Genomic DNA, 17,102 nt, shown 5'->3' on the forward strand with positions numbered 1-17,102 from the left:
TACGTCCTACCCGAGGCGATTGTATTTGTTTGGATGCAAGCGGAAAACCCAAGGAAAAAGGGAATTTCTTATGGCATATCCGCACCTTCTACCCTTAAAATGAGTGACAGAGACCCCGAATCCGAAATTCTGTAATTAAAAAATCGTTTCATCTCTCGATACGAGCCTTTTAGGAGAAACTCATGGTAAAAATCGCAATCAATGGTTTTGGTCGCATTGGACGACTTGTACTTCGATCCGGAATCAAAGATCCCAATTTAGAATTTGTCGCAATCAACGACCTTGTCACGCCAGACAACCTTTCTTATCTTTTCAAATATGACTCTACTCACGGTCGATTCGACGGTGAAGTTTCTCACACAGACAACGAAATCATTATCGATGGCAAAAAAGTAAAAACTTTCTCGGAAAGAGATCCAGAAAAACTCCCATGGAAAGAACTAGGAGTGGACTTTGTGATCGAATCTACTGGTCTTTTCACTGACCGAGTGGGTGCTGAAAAACACATCAAAGCTGGTGCCAAAAAAGTAGTTATCTCTGCTCCTGCAAAAGACAAAGACATCCCTACTTTTGTAATGGGTGTAAACCATGAAAAATATGATTCTGCAAAAGACAATGTGGTCTCTAACGCATCTTGTACAACAAACTGTCTAGCTCCGATCACAAAAGTGGTTCTTGACAACTTTGGAATCGTAGAAGGACTCATGACTACCATCCACGCGATGACTGCAACCCAACCAACCGTTGACGGACCTTCTAAAAAGGACTTCCGTGGTGGTCGTGGGGCTGCGCAAAACATCATCCCTGCATCAACTGGTGCTGCGAAAGCGGTAGGACTTTGTATCCCAGAAGTGAACGGAAAACTCACTGGTATGAGTTTCCGAGTTCCGACACCGGATGTTTCAGTTGTGGACTTAACGGTTCGCACAGAAAAACCAACAACACTTGCAGAAATCAAAAAGAAAATGAAAGAAGCAAGTGAAGGTTCCATGAAAGGAATCCTTGGTTACACGGAAGATATGGTAGTTTCTAACGACTTCCTGGGAGACATTCGTTCTTCTATCTTTGATGCCGATGCTTGTATTGAACTTAGCTCCACTTTTTTCAAACTTGTTTCTTGGTATGACAATGAAATGGGATACTCTAACCGAGTGTTAGATCTCGTACGTTACATGGCAAAAAAAGGCTAAGATGAAATTACCTCTTCTTGAAGAACAAAATCTAAAAGGAAAACGAGTCTTTGTTCGTGTGGACTTCAATGTCCCTGTGGAAAACGGAAAAGCCACGGACAAAACTCGGATCGAAAAAACCCTTCCCACTTTGGAGTTACTCATCTCCAAAGGGGCAAAGATCATTCTGGGAAGTCACTTAGGTCGCCCGAAAGGTGGCCCTGAGGCAAAGTACTCCATGAAACCTGTGTTTGATGTGCTTACTACACTCGTCAAAACCAAAGTCAGTTTTTCTGACTCTGTGATTGGCGCAAACGTGGTCAAAATGTCGAATGAACTTGGGGAAGGCGAAATCCTCCTTTTAGAAAACCTTCGTTTCCATAAGGAAGAAGAGGAAAATGAGGCTGGTTTCTGTAAGGAACTGGCCAAATTAGCGGATGTCTATGTCAACGATGCTTTTGGAACCGCACACCGTGCGCATGCCTCCACAGAAGGTGTGGCCCACTTGCTCCCGGCGTTTGCAGGACTTTTGATGCGTAAAGAAATTGAAGTCTTAAGTGGCCTTCTTGCCAAACCAGAACGTCCTTTTGTGGCGATTGTGGGTGGATCCAAGGTGAGTTCTAAATTTGCTATTTTAAAGAACCTTCTCGAAAAGGTAGACCACCTCCTCATCGGTGGGGGGATGGCTTATACCTTCCTCAAATCCAGAGCCGTTCCTGTGGGTAAGTCCCTTGTGGAACCAGACTTTGAGTCCCAAGCCTTCCAACTGATTGACAGAGCCGGAATCCAAGGGGTAGACCTCCAAATTCCGGTAGACCATATCATTGCCGATCATTTTGATCCCAATGCCAAAACCAAGTCTGTTGATAAAATGGGAATTTTGGATGGATGGATGGGAATGGACATTGGTCCAAAAACCATCGATAATTACATCAAAGCCATCAAAGAAGCCAAAACCATTCTTTGGAATGGACCGATGGGTGTGTTTGAGATGGACAAATTCTCAAAAGGAACCATTGAGATTGCCAAAGCCATTAGTAAATCCAAAGCCAAAACCGTTGTCGGCGGAGGTGATTCCATCGCTGCCGTGAACAAAGCGGGTGTGGCAGACAAAATCACTCATATTTCCACTGGTGGTGGTGCTTCCTTAGAATTTTTAGAAGGACGCACACTCCCTGGTGTGGAATGTTTACTCCCTAAGGAAGGAAAATAAGATGAGAAAGAAGATCATTGCAGGAAACTGGAAAATGAATTTAACCTTGGCGGAAGCTTCGGCCATCACCAAAGGTTTGGTTTCCGCAACTAACTCCTCTTCCTACGAAGTCATGGTTTTCCCAAGTGCTTTGCATTTGGAAACTGTATCTTCCCTAACCAAAGGATCGAAACTGATTGTAGGTGCACAGAATGCTTACCAATCAGGACTCACCGCGATGACAGGAGAAATTTCCCCTACCCAACTGAAAGAAATCGGAATCCAGACGGTACTTGTGGGTCACTCCGAAAGACGCCAATTCCTCGGAGAAACTTCCGAGTTTGACAACCAGAAGATATTATTCTTTTTAAAAGCAGGTCTCCGTGTTGTTTATTGTGTTGGAGAAACCTGGGCGGAAAGAGAAAAAGGAAACACCTTCTCTGTGTTAGAAGACCAAATTAAAAAAGGTCTGAAAGACATTACCAGTGACCTCTTCTCTAAACTGGTGATCGCTTATGAACCGGTTTGGGCGATTGGAACAGGAAAGGTAGCCACTCCTGTAGAAGCAGAAGAAGCACATGCCTTTATCCGCAAAGAGATTGGGAATTTGTTCGTAGGAGCGGGTTCAATCGCTGAGAACATTCAAATTCTTTATGGTGGTTCCGTAAAACCGGACAATATCAAAGAACTTCTCGCCAAACCAAATATTGACGGTGGCCTCGTGGGAGGAGCCAGTCAAAAATTAGATTCATTTTTAGGACTTTTAAAATAAGGAAACATTATGGGATTTTTTGCAGGAACCATCCTCACACTTTTTATTCTACTTTCACTCTTTCTCATCCTTCTTGTGATGATCCAAACAGGAAAAGGCGGAAGCGCTGGAATGCTTGGCGGATCTACAGCGAGCCAATCTGTCTTTGGGGCATCCACTGCTGATGTAATGACAAAAACAACAAGAGTGGCAGCCATTCTATTCATCGTTCTTTCTTTGGCCCTATCTTTTGTTTTTGCAAAAAAAGACGAAGTGTTGGTTCCCGATGTAGAACCAAGTTTAGAAGCTCCGGTAGAAACTGATGGAACACCTTCCGAAGTACCGGCTCCTACTACTCCTTAGTTTTTTCTCACTGAATGTCAGCCTTTTTGCAGAGTCTGACATTTCTGAAAAAGAAAATCGTTTAGACAAGGAAATCCTTAGCCTTTACCGAGAAATCGCTAAAGCTAGGGAGTTGTTGTCTTACGAAAAACTCACATCACTTCCAGCAAATACAACCATTAGTTTTATTGGAACTTATCCCAACAGAACAGGGCTACGCATTCGAAAATACAAAGTTGACCCAGACCCCCAAAACAAAAATCGAATCAAACATTCGGAAGAAAAATCGATCCTCCTAGAATTCAATGGATCTGTTCTCTCAAAAGTGGAAGTACAAGTAGTCACAGAAGACACCGAAATTGAACAAAAAACAAAAACAAAAATAACTGATACCTCACCTCTTGACACTTCCTTAAACGATATGGTGATTAGTTTTTCTGGCCTGGATGGAACCGACAGTTTCCCACTTTCTTCCCTTCGTAATGATGATATCAAACAAGAAAGAAACGATTTCAAAAAAGATTTTTATATCAAATTCCTTTTGGATTTTCATAGCCAATTGGCATCCATATCCGCCTTACAAAAAACAGGTGGAAATAAAAACCAAAAGTCAATGTTCAAACAACTAAATCAGTCTTTAGGGTATTAGTTTTGCCTGAAAATTCACAAAACAAAGATACATCCTCAGTTGAAAAAGTTGCGGAAAAAGCACGCGAACTTGAAGCGATTTATGATGTAGTACAAGATCCTCTGGTGCTAATCGATTCCGATTTCCAAATCCAAAGAGCCAATCTTGCGACCATCCTCTTTGCCAAAAACAACAAATACGATGAACTACTTGATCGTAAATGTTACGAAGTTTTGTACCAAAGAACAGACATTTGTCCTTATTGCCCAAAAATCAATGTAAAGTCAAAAGAAAAAAATCAGACCTACTCGACTCCCATCACTCGTGAGATTTTTTTTCGTTCGGAAGATAAAAAACAAACTCTGCTTTTGGAATTTTACCCCTACCCCAAACAAGAAGATCTTTTTTGGATGGTTGAAAAAATTTCAGATGTGACCAAACAAAGAGACAAAGAAGAAGAGTCGTTTCGGATGCGTAACCTTGCTTCTCTTGGAATTTTGATTTCTGGAATCGCTCACGAGTTAAACAACCCACTAACAGGAATTAGTCTTACTCTCCAAAACTTAAAAGCAAATTGGCAAAACCAACCACCAGAACAAATTGAAAAACGTTTAGATATGATTAAAAACGATGTATCCCGGGCTGCCATCATTGTTTCCGATATCATTTCTTTTGCGAAAACGGATAAAGTAAAAGTCACACTGGGAGATATTGTCGAAACCATCAACCGTGCCAAAGATACAGTGATTCGTTTGTATCCCCATTTAAGTAAAAACATTGTTTGGCGAATCTCTTGCGACCATGACTATCAGTTTCCATTCCATCCAGGAAAAATGGAACGTTTGTTTATGAATTTATTTAGGAACTCACTCCAAGCCTTTGACTATCGACCAGGCGAAATCTCAATAGAAATCAGAAAAACAAAAAACTGGTTACATATCATAGTGGAAGATAACGCAGGAGGAATCCCGGATTCAATCATCCAAAAAATATTTGATCCATTTTTTACTAGCAATAAATCGGGAACGGGAACGGGACTTGGTTTATCAATTTGTCACTCCATAGTCAAAGAACATGACGGGAATATATCCGTAAAATCTAGTGAACAAAAAACACGTTTTACGATTTCCTTCCCTCTCACAAACGATATCACGGAGCAAAATCCATGAAACAATCCATTTTAATTGTGGAAGACATCCATTCCATTCGAGAAGCCATTATGGATTTACTTAGCACCAAATTTAATGTTTTTGGTGCGGAACATTTTGAAGAAGCTGTTTGGTATTTAACAAACGAAAAAATAGATTTAACCATTACGGATATCCGTCTCCCAGGAAAGTCTGGAATTGATTTAGTGAAACTCATCCAAAAAGAATTTCCGCATATATTGTATGCGCTTATGACAGCATACAATATTAATGAATATATTAAATTTGCCAAAGACCTTCATATCTGGAACATCATCCCAAAATATAGTTTTTTAGACATCCACCTAATCGAAGTAATGGTAAAAAAACTTCTTTCAAACGACATCTTTGGAATTGAAAAGTATTTCACGGGAGACTTTAAAGTTTATAGCCAAAACATAAACAATGAATTCGAAGAAGCCCCAAACAACGGAATCATTTACAAACAAATCAAATCGGATCAAGACCGCTCCATTCTTTGCGGAAAAATCTCCAAAAACTTAATCCAATTGGGAGCTCCAAAAGCCATTCAACAAGTGCTAGAGGAACTCACTTCCAATGCAATGATCAGAGCACCACGGACACATGAAGGGGAATACAAATACCAATTTGAAATCCCAAGCCATGATATGGTTGTCCCCCTTGACAATATCCAACTGATGCCAGATGATTATTTTTTAATTGGTTATGGTGCAACGGAAAGCACCATTTTTATTGTGGTTCGTGATCAATTTGGATCACTAAAAAAAGAAGAAATTCTGCACAGACTTGATCGCCATATTAGCATTGATGAATCCACAGGGTTTCCAAAAGGGCTGGAAGATAGTCACGGTCGGGGACTTTATATTTGCAGAGAAATATCCGACCAACTTATCTTTAATATTGAACCCGGTGTCTGTACAGAAACCATTGCGATGATCAATAGAGAAGGAAGGACAGGATTCAAATCTCTTTCCATCTACGAAGTGGATCCATCCAAAAAAACAAATTTGGATTCAGAATCTTAATCGAATTGTTTTGAAATCACCAAAACTTTTGAAACGAATACTTAAAATCTGAAGATTCAATCCTAAAAGATTTGGAATTGCATCAAATCCGATTTCGATTGCAGATAAAAAGTAGAGTTTGTTTTTCCCGGAAAAAACCTTATCGGCAATTCAGTCGGTGGCATCTTTTTGGATCGGATCAAGTTTCCCTTAGTATTGTAAAATTGGATTTCGGATTCGGATAATGCCATATAAACAGAATCAGTGGCAAAAATAGATTGGTACACTCCACCTGACTTTGTTTTGGTCTTTTCCCAAACCAATTCACCATCTCTATAAAAAGACAAACTATCAGGAAAGTTAAAAACAATCGATCCGTCGTTACCTATCGCAAAATAGAGTTTATGAGGATAAAACTTAGAAAGAGGAAACTCATCCACTGTGTCTCCAACTTCATCCAAAACTTCCACAAAATCTTTATCTAACAAAGAATAATGGATGGCTGTAAATTTTCCATTAGGAGAAAGCGCCACCGATTTAAAAAAAGAATCTTTTTTCTCCTTTGAAAGTTCTTTTTCAAACAGAGTATTTCCTTTTTCATCTAAACGATAAATTTCCCCACCTGAAAATAAAACAATCACACCTTTGTTTTTAGAATCAAATTGATAGTCAGTTAGGAACCTTCCGTTTAACTCTGATTTACCGACTCGGTTTCCACTTTCATCCATAAGGAAAACTGTATTGTTATCTCCCGACAAATACAAAACGGGAGATGCGAAGTATCCACTCCTGGGATAAGAATTAATTGGCTTTTTCCAAAAGAGTTCCCCTGAATCAGAGAAAAAGTTTACCTCATCTCCAATTTTTTCATATAACAGATAACCATTTGATAACAATGGGAAGTCGACCAAATACTTTGGATCCATTTCAGGAAATTTACCTGTTTTAAATGAATAATACCTTCCTCCAGTTTTATATCCATTGATTGTTTTGAATGGATCTTCTCCTATTTTTGGGGAAGTGGTACCAAATCTACCTTCACTATTCCAAACCCAAGTCTCTCGAATGTTAGGGACTAAATTTAAATCCACGTCCCAACTAAAAAAGAATAAAAGAAAAAAACCAATTGAATAAACAATCGTCTGCCACATGTTATATGTTCCTTTGTTTGAGAGACTGGTATAATAAAAATAGAGCTGTGTTACTTGCGTTTTCTCGAACCCCTTCCCTATTTCCAGGAAAGATATAGGAATGAGTTTGAACCGAACCATCTGGTGTTTTTAATCCAATCCATACTGTTCCCACAGGTTTTGCATCGGTTCCACCATCGGGTCCTGCGATACCGGTAATGGAGATACAATAGTCTGCTTTCGTTTTTTCAAAGATTCCGTTCACCATAGAACTGGCAGTTTCCATACTGACCGCTCCAAACTGGTTCAAAATTTCATGGGAAACACCAAGTTGGGATTCTTTCATCTCATTGGAGTAAGTCAAAAATCCACCCACAAAATAAGAACTGGAACCTGGCTGATCGGTCAATTTTTTACCAAGGAGCCCGCCTGTACAACTCTCTCCCACGGCGATTGTCAGCTGGTTGGCAATGAGTTCTTCATGAACATAGGAAAAAACATCGTCTGAAATGATTTTAGGATATTGTTTTTCTAACTCACTCACAATTCTTTCTAATTTTTCGGAATCATTCGACTGGAAGATACATTTGATATACCCTCTATTGGCGGTAACTCCCCATTCCACACCTGAAAACAAATTTTCTCTGTTCTTTTCTACAAAATCTTTTTGGTAGAGGGATTCACCAATGTTCCACAACCATTTTGTTTTTTGGACTAAATTCTCTCGAGGGTATAATCTTTTTAGTTCCGGTGTAAACCTTCTTGTAAACATTTCCTTCATTTCAGAAGGAACCCCAGGCATACATACTAAGTAAGAATCTGCACCAATGGGTTCAACAAACCCGACGGCAATTCCAACATTATTGTCTAAAATTTTACAATCTTCAGGAACATGAGTTTGGCGAAGAACGGTAGGAAGGATATCGCTATATTGTTTTCCTCTAGATTCATATACACGCGTTAAACGAATCTTTGCTTTTTCCACTGAATATGTTTTTTTTCCACTTAACTTCAAAACAGTTTCTAAAGTATAATCATCTTCTGTTGGTCCAAGTCCCCCTGTCATTAAAGCAAGTACTGGTTTTGTTTTACTTAGTTCTTTTAAGTTTTGCAGTTCCGATAAAATGAGTTCTGGGTCATCTGGTAGTGCGATAAACTTTTTTACTTTCCAACCCAGTTCAAATAACTGGTTTGCCATCCAACCAGAATTTGTATCTAAACTTCTGCCGGCAGTAATCTCAGATCCCGTTGCAATAATGACAATATAGGGTGATTCCATCTTTTGTTACTACTCAGTGTCTTCTTTTGACATCTTCTCAGGTGCAGAAATACCAAGAAGTTTTAGTCCACTTTCTAAAGCAAACTTCGTGTAAAGCACAAGTGCAAGGAGGGTGTCTCTTTCGTTTCCAGTTTTATCTTTGATCCTATTGTCTTTTTGCGAATAAAACTTTGTAAAAGACTTACTCAAAGATTGTAAATAGTTAGTAAGTCTGTGGGGTTCAAAACTTGTAGCAGTGTCATATACTTCTTCTTGTAATCTTGCCACCCAAAAAAGAAGACGAGTTCGTTCCTCTTGTTTTAAAAACTCAGCTGATATGCCAGATTGTAGAAGTTTAAGATCCATTGGCACTTGTAATTCACGAAAAATGGAACAAATCCTTGCATGAGCGTATTGGATATAAAACACAGGGTTTTTATCAGATTCGTCTTTTGCTAAATCCAAATCAAAATCAAGGGGAGCATCGGAACTTCTCATTAAAAAGAAATAACGTCCTACATCCCTACCTTGTTTTCCTAAATAAGATAAAAGATCGCGCATGGTTTGGAAAATTCCCAAACGTTTGCTCATTTTTACCTTTTCTTTGTTTTCGATTAAGTTGACTTGTTGGGCAATGAGAACTCGGAAACTCTCATCTGCTTTCCCAAAGGATTTCACCGCACCTTTCAAACGAGCGATGTATCCATAATGGTCCGGCCCCCAAATATCAATTAATGTATCAAATCCTCGTGTGAATTTATTATAATGATAAGCGATGTCTGCCATCAAGTAAGTGGGTCTTCCATCTTCTCTTCGAATCACACGGTCTTTATCATCTCCATAAAGAGTAGAAAGGAAATGAAGTTTTCCATCAATCGTGGTAACATCTTCTTTTTTTAAGATAGTAGGAACCTTTTCTACATCCCCAACTTCATGAAGGCTACGTTCGCTAAAGAATAAATCAAAGTTCACACCAAAGAGTGACAAATCTTCTTTTTGGCGGCTCAAATTGTATTCTACCGCATAACGAGAAAGGAAATCAATCACCTCATCCCATTTTTCTGCTGATACAGAATCAAATATAAATTTTGTCCTCGATGCATCTTCCAAACATTGGATGGCAATGTCTTTGATGTATTCGCCACGGTAACTTTCTTTGGGAAGAATTCTTTTTTTGACAAGATCTATAACCGAATCCTGAGATTCTTCTTCTTGGAATTGAATTGGTTCTCCCTTGGATTCAAATATTCTTAGTAAAACCGCAACACCAAGTAAATACACCTGATTTCCATAATCATTCACATAGAACTCTCGTTTGACGGTATGACCAAGACTTGTTAGTAAATTTGCCAAGGCATCTCCATACGCGGCTGACCTGGCCGAAACAATATTCATAGGTCCTGTTGGATTGGCAGAAACAAATTCAAGTAAGATCTTTTCTTTTTTAGGAGTCTCTGCAAATACCACGGATGGAAACATAACAGATTTTACATACTCATTCAAAAACTTTGTTTGGATTCGAAAATTAATAAAACCCGGTGGGGAAAAGCTAACAAACTCAAAAAAAGAATGATTTTGAATCTCCGCCAAAACCGCTTCCGCAATTTCTTTGGGATTTTTATTTAATATATTTTTGTTTTCTAAAGCAAAAGGAGAAGAATAATCTCCGAACTTTTCATCTCTAGAATATTCAATACGAATTTTTAAGTTTTCTTTAACGGAGCTAAGGTTATTTTTTTCTAAATAGATATCGACTGCCTTCTCTAACTGAGAAAGTACAAGTTGTTTTAATAATTGATTCACATTCATTTCTAAAATTTAATTTCCATTTTTAATTTGTCAGAATTTTGCCAGAGCTCAAAACTTTTGGCTTTGAATCTGGAAATAAAATGAGGGATACTTTCCTTTTCTTCCCGTAGTGTTGCCAAAAAAGGTTCAGATTGTTCTTTTGTTAAATTGTTCTTTTTATCTTTTCTGAAGTTTTCTCCTTTGAGTAGGAGTTGGAACAAAGCAAAAAAAACGGAAAGGGTCATACAGAGTAAAACTGTCTTTGTAATCGAATTCATAAATACCCTATTGACTTGTAAAACTCGAAGTAGGATTTTAATTCCTTTCCGAAAAGTGACCGGAGAAATTGATTCAAAATTAAATCCCCATCTCGGTATTCCGTTTCTTTTGGAAAGATTCCTAATACATTCGAAAATTTCTTTGATAACATAGTATGAAATAGTTTCAAAACAGGCAAATGATCTTTAGGGATAGGATGGCAATCTGAACATAAAAATTCACGCTCAGCGACCGCAAAATAAGCTGCCGATTTGGTAAGGACCTCTTCCCCACAAGTATGGCAATAGAATTCGGTAGGGAAATGGCCCATATGGGAAAGGGCTCGTAGTTTAAAAAAAGGAAGGATTTGTTTTTGAAATCCTTGTTCATTCGAGGTTTCTAAACTACCAGAAAGCAGTTGGAAAAGGAAGGGATGGTTTTCCCCTTCCGGATAAATGAGCGAAGTAAGTTCTGTTACATATAAAACAAAAAGTGTACCCAAATAATCCGACTTCAATTCATCATAACGTTTTACCAGATGAATTTCTTTGATGGATTTCCAATCTTTTTCCGCTTGATCATAATAATCAAGTTCCACAAGAGAACCAAGCTCCGTTGTAATGATGGCACGACGTTTGGATTTACGAATTCCTTTGCTCAGGAAATTCATTCTACTTTGTGATTCACCTGCTAAACTAATGAGCCTGTCGCTATCTCCAATATCTCGACTCTGGATGACAATTCCTCTCTCTTTGCGAATGGCCATTTAACGTTCAAACACCAATTCCAAACATTCATCTTCTTTGGCACGCATCCGGATGGCATCTTCTTCACCTGTTTCATGATCATAACCAAATAAATGCAAAATTCCATGCACCAGAAGGCGATAAAACTCATCAATGATTGAATGACCGATTTCTTTTGCCTGTCTGCGACAAGTATCCATTGAAATCACAACTTCGCCTAAAATCTGGAAAGGAATGGGTGGAGATTCTGAATAGAGAGGAAAGGACAAAACATCTGTTGTTTTGTTTAGTCCCCTTCTTTCTAAATTAATTTCTTTCATCACTGGATCATCTACAAGTAAAATCTCTAGTTCTAAAACTTGTAAAAAACTTGGACTTATATGTTTTAAAATCAATTCACAATTTACTAAAACAAGATCCGATAAAATTTCTGTATTCGACTCACATTGGTCATTCCAATGGGTCAAAACTTTTAAAGAGGAATTCATTTTTTAGTTTTTTTAGAGCCAGCAGATTCCAAAGCTTTTGTGTCTTCCGGTTTGGGGTATTTTGGTCTTTGGTGCAAACTAGAAAGTAATACTTCCTTAAAACTAGATTTTATCACCTCTAAATCACCAATGGTCAAACCGCTTTCATCCAGTTGGTTTTCGGCAAGTTTTGAATTTACAATTTTACGAATGAGTTCATCTAAACTTTCAGGCGACACTTCGTCGAGCGAACGTGAGGCGGCTTCCAAAGAATCAGCAATCATCACAATAGCTGTTTCTTTACTTTGAGGTTTAGGTCCTGGGTATTGAAAATCTTTTTTATTGATATTTTTTCTAGCAGAAGGTGAGATTTCCTGCAATGCCTTGTGGTAAAAAAATGCCATAGTGGATGTGCCGTGGTGTTCCGGGATAAAACTTATAATTTCTCTCGGAAGTCTTGCTTTTTTTGCCATTTCAATCCCATCTAACACGTGATCGATGACAGTTTTGGCAGCAAGGGAAGGATTGTTTTTATCAATATGTTCTGGTTTTGGGATCAAATGTTGGTTTTCCACAAAAAAACCCGCATTGGGGATCTTTCCAATATCATGAAAATAAACACCCACACGCACAAGCAGGCGGTCCAAATTTAAATTTTGGGCAGCTCGTTCAGACAAAGCGGCCACCATAAAGGTATGAGTATAAGTGGAAGGGGCTTTGGTTAATAACTGTTGCAACAATGGATGGCCAGTATCGGCCAGTTCAATCAATTTAAAACGTGTTGGAATATTAAAAACATATTCATACATTGGAAGTAAAAACTGAACTGCAGTTGCACTGGCAAAACCATTCACAAAACACATAACTGTAATACGGAAGAGATTGGAATTTGTTAGGTCGCGAAAAAAACCGACTCCGGTCGTTACATAAAACTCCCTTCCATCAAACAAATAACCGGCAGTTGTCACAAGAATTTGGACAAAGGTAAGTAAAAACCCTGCTTTCAAAAAATCGATTCGTTTGAGAAGTCTCCTTCCATAAATGGAACTCATGACGGCTACGGTAAAGGCCAACATAAACGATGTCGGATTGTATCTAGAGGCAAAAAATACAGCAAAGGCCAGAAAAAAACCTATGGATATAGAGAGTTGTTCATCATAAACAAACCCAAGAAGCAAACAAAGCATCCCCACAGGAACAAACATTCCAAAATAATAAACTCCCGACAAATCACTGTCAGTTGCATAAAAAACTTTTGAAAGTAGATAAATAGATGCGATCACAATCCAAAGTGTAAAGAAGATGATAAGATTACTTGAAAGATCATTCAATCGGTTTGGGCGGTACCGAATCAAATAGAACCCAACTATCACAATCAACACACATTGAGTTAAAAAAATAGATACAATCGATGCTAAGTTTGCCCGAGTGGCATAACGATTCATCATATCCAATTTGATTTTTACTTCTGGAGTGATCACATCTCCTGAACGCACAACTACTTCATTGGCTTGGATTCGGCTTTTCTGAATTGGAATAGCATTGGTAGCCCGCATCCTAGCATTTTCTGTTTCTTCTGGATTGTAATTACAGGCTGGATAAGAATACACATAATAAAGTCCAATCCGGGACACTGCTTTCAGTAGAGAATCAGAAACATTTGGCAATTTTTCAGAAGCTAACTTTGATAATACGGAAGCAACAGGTCCTTCTTTATAAATTTGAGATCTTGGAATTACCAAATTTCCATCAATGATAGAAGTTTGGTCTTGGGTTCCAATGTTACGAATTTTGGCTCCAGCTTTATCCAAATCTTTCGAAAACGGAAGGTCTTCTTTCACGATACAATACTTAGAAAAAATTAAGTTGGTATATTGTTGGAGAAAACTTTTTAACTTATCTTTTCTTGGATAATCTAGGATAGCTTGGATCTCTTCATTGGTCCTGTTTCTCCATCTAGGAATTCGATCCTTGACTAAACCAGGTGTTGCTTTTCCTTCTGCAAGAATCGCACGAAGGAGCTCCACATCTTCAGAAAGATTGGTGTCAATGCCTGTCACCAAAATTCCGAAATCTTTATCAAACGCATAAGGGACACTCGCCGCTGCTTTCTGTTTTTCCAGGTTTGTTTTTTCAGTGTCTTCGTAAGAAAATTCTTTGACCGACTGGATGGTTTCCGGAGCAATTTTTCCTTCTGAAAACATTCCATCAGGATCTGTATTGACACTTGTTTGTCCAAAAAAAGGAATCGAAAGTACATAGGTCACAAACAGTAATGTAAGAAAAACAAGGATGATTTGAATGTTTCGAACTACAGAAACTGGCCTTACTCTCGTGAGAAAGTCTGTAAGCCGGGTCATGGAAGTATCTAAGATGGCTTTCATGGTTTTTTCGAAAAGAGACTTTCGTTTTCTTCAAAACGTCTTACTATAGATTCGACGATGGGGTGGCGTGTGATGTCTTCTCTTCCAAAGAAAATTGTTTCGATCCCATTTAGATTTCGTAAAGTATACACTGTTTTTTCAAGGCCTGAACGTCCGTGGGCCAAGTCGATTTGTGTGGCATCCCCAGAGATTGCCATTTTGGAATTTTTACCAAATCTTGTGAGAAACATTTTCAACTGTGGTAGTGTGCAGTTTTGTGCTTCATCCAAAATGATAAAAGAATGAGAAAGTGTCCTTCCTCTCATAAAGGCAATGGGAGCAATTTCAATTTTCCCCACTTGTAAGTATTCACTTGTTTTTTCAAAACCTATACATTCGTGTAACGCATCATAAATGGGACGAAGGTATGGATTTACTTTTTGTGTTAAGTCTCCAGGTAAAAAACCTAAGTTTTCACCTGCTTCCACAGCAGGCCTTGTGAGGATGAGCCGATCCACTTCTCCCGTTTGCATCATACGACAAGCTGTGGCAATGGATAAAAAAGTTTTTCCAGTTCCGGCAGGACCCATAGCAATGGTGATGTAATTTTTATGAAGGCTATCGACAAAACTTTCTTGGTTTTTAGTGCGAGGAAAGATGGGTTTTCCTTTGAAGGTGACAAAGATTTTGTCCCGGGGAGTCCAAGTTTCCCCTTCCTTTTGGAAGTCAGAGGAACCAGGAGTCGGCCAACCACCACTGGAATCTTTTACCTTATTTACTAAGTAATCGATATCAAAAAAAGAATAATCGGCTTTGTCAGGTCTACGTTTGAAATTCTCTTCCACTTTATGGAAAGTATCCAAGGCTACTTGGACTTGGTCCTCACTTCCTTGGATGATGAGAGATTTTCCTCTGGGGATGAGTTTTACATTGAGGCGACTTTCCCATAACGGTAGTTTGCTGTCTCCAATCCCACATACCGTTTGGTAAAGGGATTCTTCCTGAAATGTAAAACTTTCATCCATATTAAATAGTGACTACCCTGAGTTTTAATTCTTCAAGTTGTTTTGCCTCAACAGGACCTGGTGCTTCACTCATCATACAGGTTCCTTTCTGAGTTTTTGGGAAGGCAATGACATCACGAATGGATGTTCCCCCAGTGAGTAACATCATAATCCGATCCACTCCAAAGGCAATTCCCCCATGAGGTGGCGCCCCAAAGGAAAGTGCATCCAGTAAAAATCCAAATTTAGATTTTGCATCTTCTTCCCCAATTCCAATGGCTTCCAAAACTAGGCTTTGGATTTCTGGGTTGTGAATCCGGATGGAACCACCACCAATTTCTGTACCATTGAGAACTAGATCATAAGCTTTAGCACCAATGGAAGAAAGGTCAACTTCTTTCCCAGCCTTCCAATCTCTTAGTTTATCAAAGTCTTCTTCTTTGGGAGAAGTGAAGGGATGGTGGAGGAAGGTCCAAGTTTTTGTGGTTTCATCCAGTTCAAACATTGGAAAGTCCACAACCCAATGGAAACTATAAGGAACCTTAGGTGGATCATATTTTTCCGATAATTTCAGACGAAGGGCACCAAGAGAGGCATTCACAATTTTAGAGGAGTCGGCACCAAAAAATACCATATCCCCTTCTTTCGAACCAACCGCTTTGGCAATGGCAGCAAGTGCTTCTGGTGTGAATCGTTTGGTGATGGTGGACTCAAGTCCATTGGCACCGTGTTTCATATACGCAAGTCCTTTGGCTCGGAAGTCACGTGATAACCAAGAAGTTAAGTCTTCGATTTCTTTTCTAGAAATCACAGAACCACCAGGAACACAGATGGCTTTGACTACTCCGCCGCCAGAAACAGCAGCACTAAAAACTTGGAAGTCTGCATCTTTGACAATCTCGGATACATTGACTAGTTTCATTCCAAATCGAATGTCTGGTTTGTCAGAACCATACTCTTCCATTGCCACGTGATAAGGCATGGTTGCAAAAGGGGCACTGACTTCTAAATTAAAAACTTTCTTTAAAGCAAAGGCCCACATAGCTTCAATTTCAGAACGGATGTCTTCTTCTGTTACAAAAGAAAACTCCATATCGAGCTGCGTGAATTCCGGTTGTCTGTCAGCACGTAAGTCTTCATCTCGAAAACATTTTACGATTTGGAAGTACCGCTCCATTCCCCCAATCATTAGGATCTGTTTAAAAAGTTGTGGGGACTGCGGGAGAGCATAAAACTCACCGGCATTCAAACGAGAAGGAACAAGGAAATCACGTGCTCCTTCCGGTGTGGATTTATTTAAAATCGGAGTTTCAATTTCCAAAAAGGATTTACTATCCAAGTACTCCCGCAGAGCAAATGTTAGTTTGTGACGCAAAACCAATCGGTCACGAAGTTCTTCACGACGCATATCCAGATAACGATACTTTAACCGAATCTCTTCTCCAGATGGATCAAACTCATCTAAAGTAAACGGAGGAGTTTTGGATGTATTTAAAATTTCTACTGATTCTGCAATCAGTTCGTATTTACCGGTTTCCATTTTTGGATTTACCGATTCGGCATCACGAAGAGAAAGTTTTCCTTTGACTGCAATCACAAACTCGGAACGAATTTTTTCTACTTTGGAGAAGTCATCACCCAAAATTTCTTTACGGGCTACAATTTGCAAAATTCCCGAACGATCCCGAAGATCGATAAAGATCACTCCCCCTTGGTCGCGGTAACGAAAAGCCCAACCGGAAAGGAATAAAGTTTTACCAACAGAGGCATCGGAGACACTTGTTGCGCTAATTCTATTTTTGTATTCGGAACTGACCCACTGATTCAATGGAA

At 39.0% G+C, this 17,102-nt stretch carries 16 protein-coding genes; 7 read left to right on the forward strand and 9 right to left on the reverse strand.

The features are described from left to right. Positions 1 to 182 precede the first annotated feature (182 nt). Genes gap through EHQ47_RS16310 form a run of 7 tightly spaced genes read left to right on the forward strand, consistent with a single transcriptional unit; the run spans position 183 to position 6,276 of the window. Positions 183 to 1,190 carry a type I glyceraldehyde-3-phosphate dehydrogenase gene (gene gap, locus EHQ47_RS16280; RefSeq protein WP_135748779.1) on the forward strand — a complete coding sequence of 336 codons (1,008 nt, stop codon included), beginning with the start codon at positions 183 to 185 and terminating at the stop codon, positions 1,188 to 1,190. Position 1,191: 1 nt separating this feature from the next. Beyond that, complete coding sequence (locus EHQ47_RS16285) at positions 1,192 to 2,382, forward strand: phosphoglycerate kinase (protein WP_135777587.1); 1,191 nt, start codon at positions 1,192 to 1,194, stop codon at positions 2,380 to 2,382. A 1-nt stretch (position 2,383) separates the two neighbouring features. Beyond that, entirely contained in the window at positions 2,384 to 3,133 is a 750-nt protein-coding gene (tpiA, locus tag EHQ47_RS16290) for a triose-phosphate isomerase (RefSeq protein WP_135748781.1), read from the forward strand. Between the two features lie 9 nt (positions 3,134 to 3,142). Then, the gene (secG, locus tag EHQ47_RS16295) at positions 3,143 to 3,475 is read left to right on the forward strand and encodes a preprotein translocase subunit SecG (protein WP_002974121.1); all 333 of its coding nucleotides are present in this window, start codon (positions 3,143 to 3,145) and stop codon (positions 3,473 to 3,475) included. Then, positions 3,435 to 4,103 carry an LIC_12096 family protein gene (locus tag EHQ47_RS16300; RefSeq protein ID WP_135777588.1) on the forward strand — a complete coding sequence of 223 codons (669 nt, stop codon included), beginning with the start codon at positions 3,435 to 3,437 and terminating at the stop codon, positions 4,101 to 4,103. Before secG ends, EHQ47_RS16300 begins: the two co-directional genes overlap by 41 nt. A 2-nt stretch (positions 4,104 to 4,105) precedes the next feature. Next, positions 4,106 to 5,251, forward strand: coding sequence for an LIC_12097 family sensor histidine kinase (locus tag EHQ47_RS16305; protein WP_135777589.1), 1,146 nt, complete (start codon positions 4,106 to 4,108; stop codon positions 5,249 to 5,251). Further along, a complete protein-coding gene (locus tag EHQ47_RS16310) occupies positions 5,248 to 6,276 on the forward strand; it encodes a response regulator transcription factor (protein ID WP_135777590.1) in 1,029 nt (342 codons plus the stop codon). The genes EHQ47_RS16305 and EHQ47_RS16310 overlap by 4 nt, the downstream gene beginning before the upstream one ends. Before the next feature lie 62 nt (positions 6,277 to 6,338). On the opposite strand, the gene EHQ47_RS16315 is transcribed toward EHQ47_RS16310, so the two are convergent. The 9 genes from EHQ47_RS16315 to aspS are packed head-to-tail and all read right to left on the reverse strand — an operon-like array spanning position 6,339 to position 17,097. Continuing rightward, positions 6,339 to 7,406, reverse strand: coding sequence for a hypothetical protein (locus EHQ47_RS16315; protein WP_135748784.1), 1,068 nt, complete (start codon positions 7,404 to 7,406; stop codon positions 6,339 to 6,341). A 1-nt stretch (position 7,407) separates the two neighbouring features. Next, positions 7,408 to 8,664, reverse strand: coding sequence for a nicotinamide-nucleotide amidohydrolase family protein (locus EHQ47_RS16320; RefSeq protein ID WP_135777591.1), 1,257 nt, complete (start codon positions 8,662 to 8,664; stop codon positions 7,408 to 7,410). 9 nt (positions 8,665 to 8,673) lie between these two features. Next, positions 8,674 to 10,452: an arginine--tRNA ligase gene (argS, locus tag EHQ47_RS16325; RefSeq protein WP_135748786.1), complete on the reverse strand. Its 1,779-nt coding sequence runs from the start codon at positions 10,450 to 10,452 to the stop codon at positions 8,674 to 8,676. Positions 10,453 to 10,454: 2 nt separating this feature from the next. Continuing rightward, a complete protein-coding gene (locus EHQ47_RS16330; protein WP_208727451.1) occupies positions 10,455 to 10,709 on the reverse strand; it encodes a hypothetical protein in 255 nt (84 codons plus the stop codon). Beyond that, positions 10,706 to 11,455 (reverse strand): DNA repair protein RecO, encoded by a 750-nt coding sequence (gene recO / locus EHQ47_RS16335; RefSeq protein WP_135748787.1) that lies wholly within the window; start codon positions 11,453 to 11,455, stop codon positions 10,706 to 10,708. The genes EHQ47_RS16330 and recO overlap by 4 nt, the downstream gene beginning before the upstream one ends. Beyond that, positions 11,456 to 11,923, reverse strand: a complete 468-nt coding sequence (ybeY, locus tag EHQ47_RS16340; protein ID WP_135777592.1) for an rRNA maturation RNase YbeY — start codon at positions 11,921 to 11,923, stop codon at positions 11,456 to 11,458. Beyond that, positions 11,920 to 14,286, reverse strand: coding sequence for an HD family phosphohydrolase (locus tag EHQ47_RS16345; RefSeq protein WP_135777593.1), 2,367 nt, complete (start codon positions 14,284 to 14,286; stop codon positions 11,920 to 11,922). The genes ybeY and EHQ47_RS16345 overlap by 4 nt, the downstream gene beginning before the upstream one ends. Next, the gene (locus EHQ47_RS16350) at positions 14,283 to 15,290 is read right to left on the reverse strand and encodes a PhoH family protein (RefSeq protein ID WP_100719498.1); all 1,008 of its coding nucleotides are present in this window, start codon (positions 15,288 to 15,290) and stop codon (positions 14,283 to 14,285) included. Before EHQ47_RS16350 ends, EHQ47_RS16345 begins: the two co-directional genes overlap by 4 nt. Before the next feature lies 1 nt (position 15,291). Next, complete coding sequence (aspS, locus tag EHQ47_RS16355) at positions 15,292 to 17,097, reverse strand: aspartate--tRNA ligase (protein WP_135777594.1); 1,806 nt, start codon at positions 17,095 to 17,097, stop codon at positions 15,292 to 15,294. Positions 17,098 to 17,102 lie beyond the last annotated feature (5 nt).

This window comes from Leptospira bourretii (genome assembly GCF_004770145.1).
Taxonomy (GTDB): domain Bacteria; phylum Spirochaetota; class Leptospiria; order Leptospirales; family Leptospiraceae; genus Leptospira_A; species Leptospira_A bourretii.

Bases quoted from the DNA above. Each gene is read 5' to 3' on its own strand.
- gap (WP_135748779.1), top strand. From the start codon at position 183: ATGGTAAAAATCGCAATCAATGGTTTTGGTCGCATTGGACGACTTGTA.
- EHQ47_RS16285 (WP_135777587.1), top strand. From the start codon at position 1,192: ATGAAATTACCTCTTCTTGAAGAACAAAATCTAAAAGGAAAACGAGTC.
- tpiA (WP_135748781.1), top strand. From the start codon at position 2,384: ATGAGAAAGAAGATCATTGCAGGAAACTGGAAAATGAATTTAACCTTG.
- secG (WP_002974121.1), top strand. From the start codon at position 3,143: ATGGGATTTTTTGCAGGAACCATCCTCACACTTTTTATTCTACTTTCA.
- EHQ47_RS16300 (WP_135777588.1), top strand. From the start codon at position 3,435: ATGGAACACCTTCCGAAGTACCGGCTCCTACTACTCCTTAGTTTTTTC.
- EHQ47_RS16310 (WP_135777590.1), top strand. From the start codon at position 5,248: ATGAAACAATCCATTTTAATTGTGGAAGACATCCATTCCATTCGAGAA.
- EHQ47_RS16315 (WP_135748784.1), bottom strand. From the start codon at position 7,406: ATGTGGCAGACGATTGTTTATTCAATTGGTTTTTTTCTTTTATTCTTT.
- EHQ47_RS16320 (WP_135777591.1), bottom strand. From the start codon at position 8,664: ATGGAATCACCCTATATTGTCATTATTGCAACGGGATCTGAGATTACT.
- argS (WP_135748786.1), bottom strand. From the start codon at position 10,452: ATGAATGTGAATCAATTATTAAAACAACTTGTACTTTCTCAGTTAGAG.
- EHQ47_RS16330 (WP_208727451.1), bottom strand. From the start codon at position 10,709: ATGAATTCGATTACAAAGACAGTTTTACTCTGTATGACCCTTTCCGTT.
- recO (WP_135748787.1), bottom strand. From the start codon at position 11,455: ATGGCCATTCGCAAAGAGAGAGGAATTGTCATCCAGAGTCGAGATATT.
- ybeY (WP_135777592.1), bottom strand. From the start codon at position 11,923: ATGAATTCCTCTTTAAAAGTTTTGACCCATTGGAATGACCAATGTGAG.
- EHQ47_RS16345 (WP_135777593.1), bottom strand. From the start codon at position 14,286: ATGAAAGCCATCTTAGATACTTCCATGACCCGGCTTACAGACTTTCTC.
- EHQ47_RS16350 (WP_100719498.1), bottom strand. From the start codon at position 15,290: ATGGATGAAAGTTTTACATTTCAGGAAGAATCCCTTTACCAAACGGTA.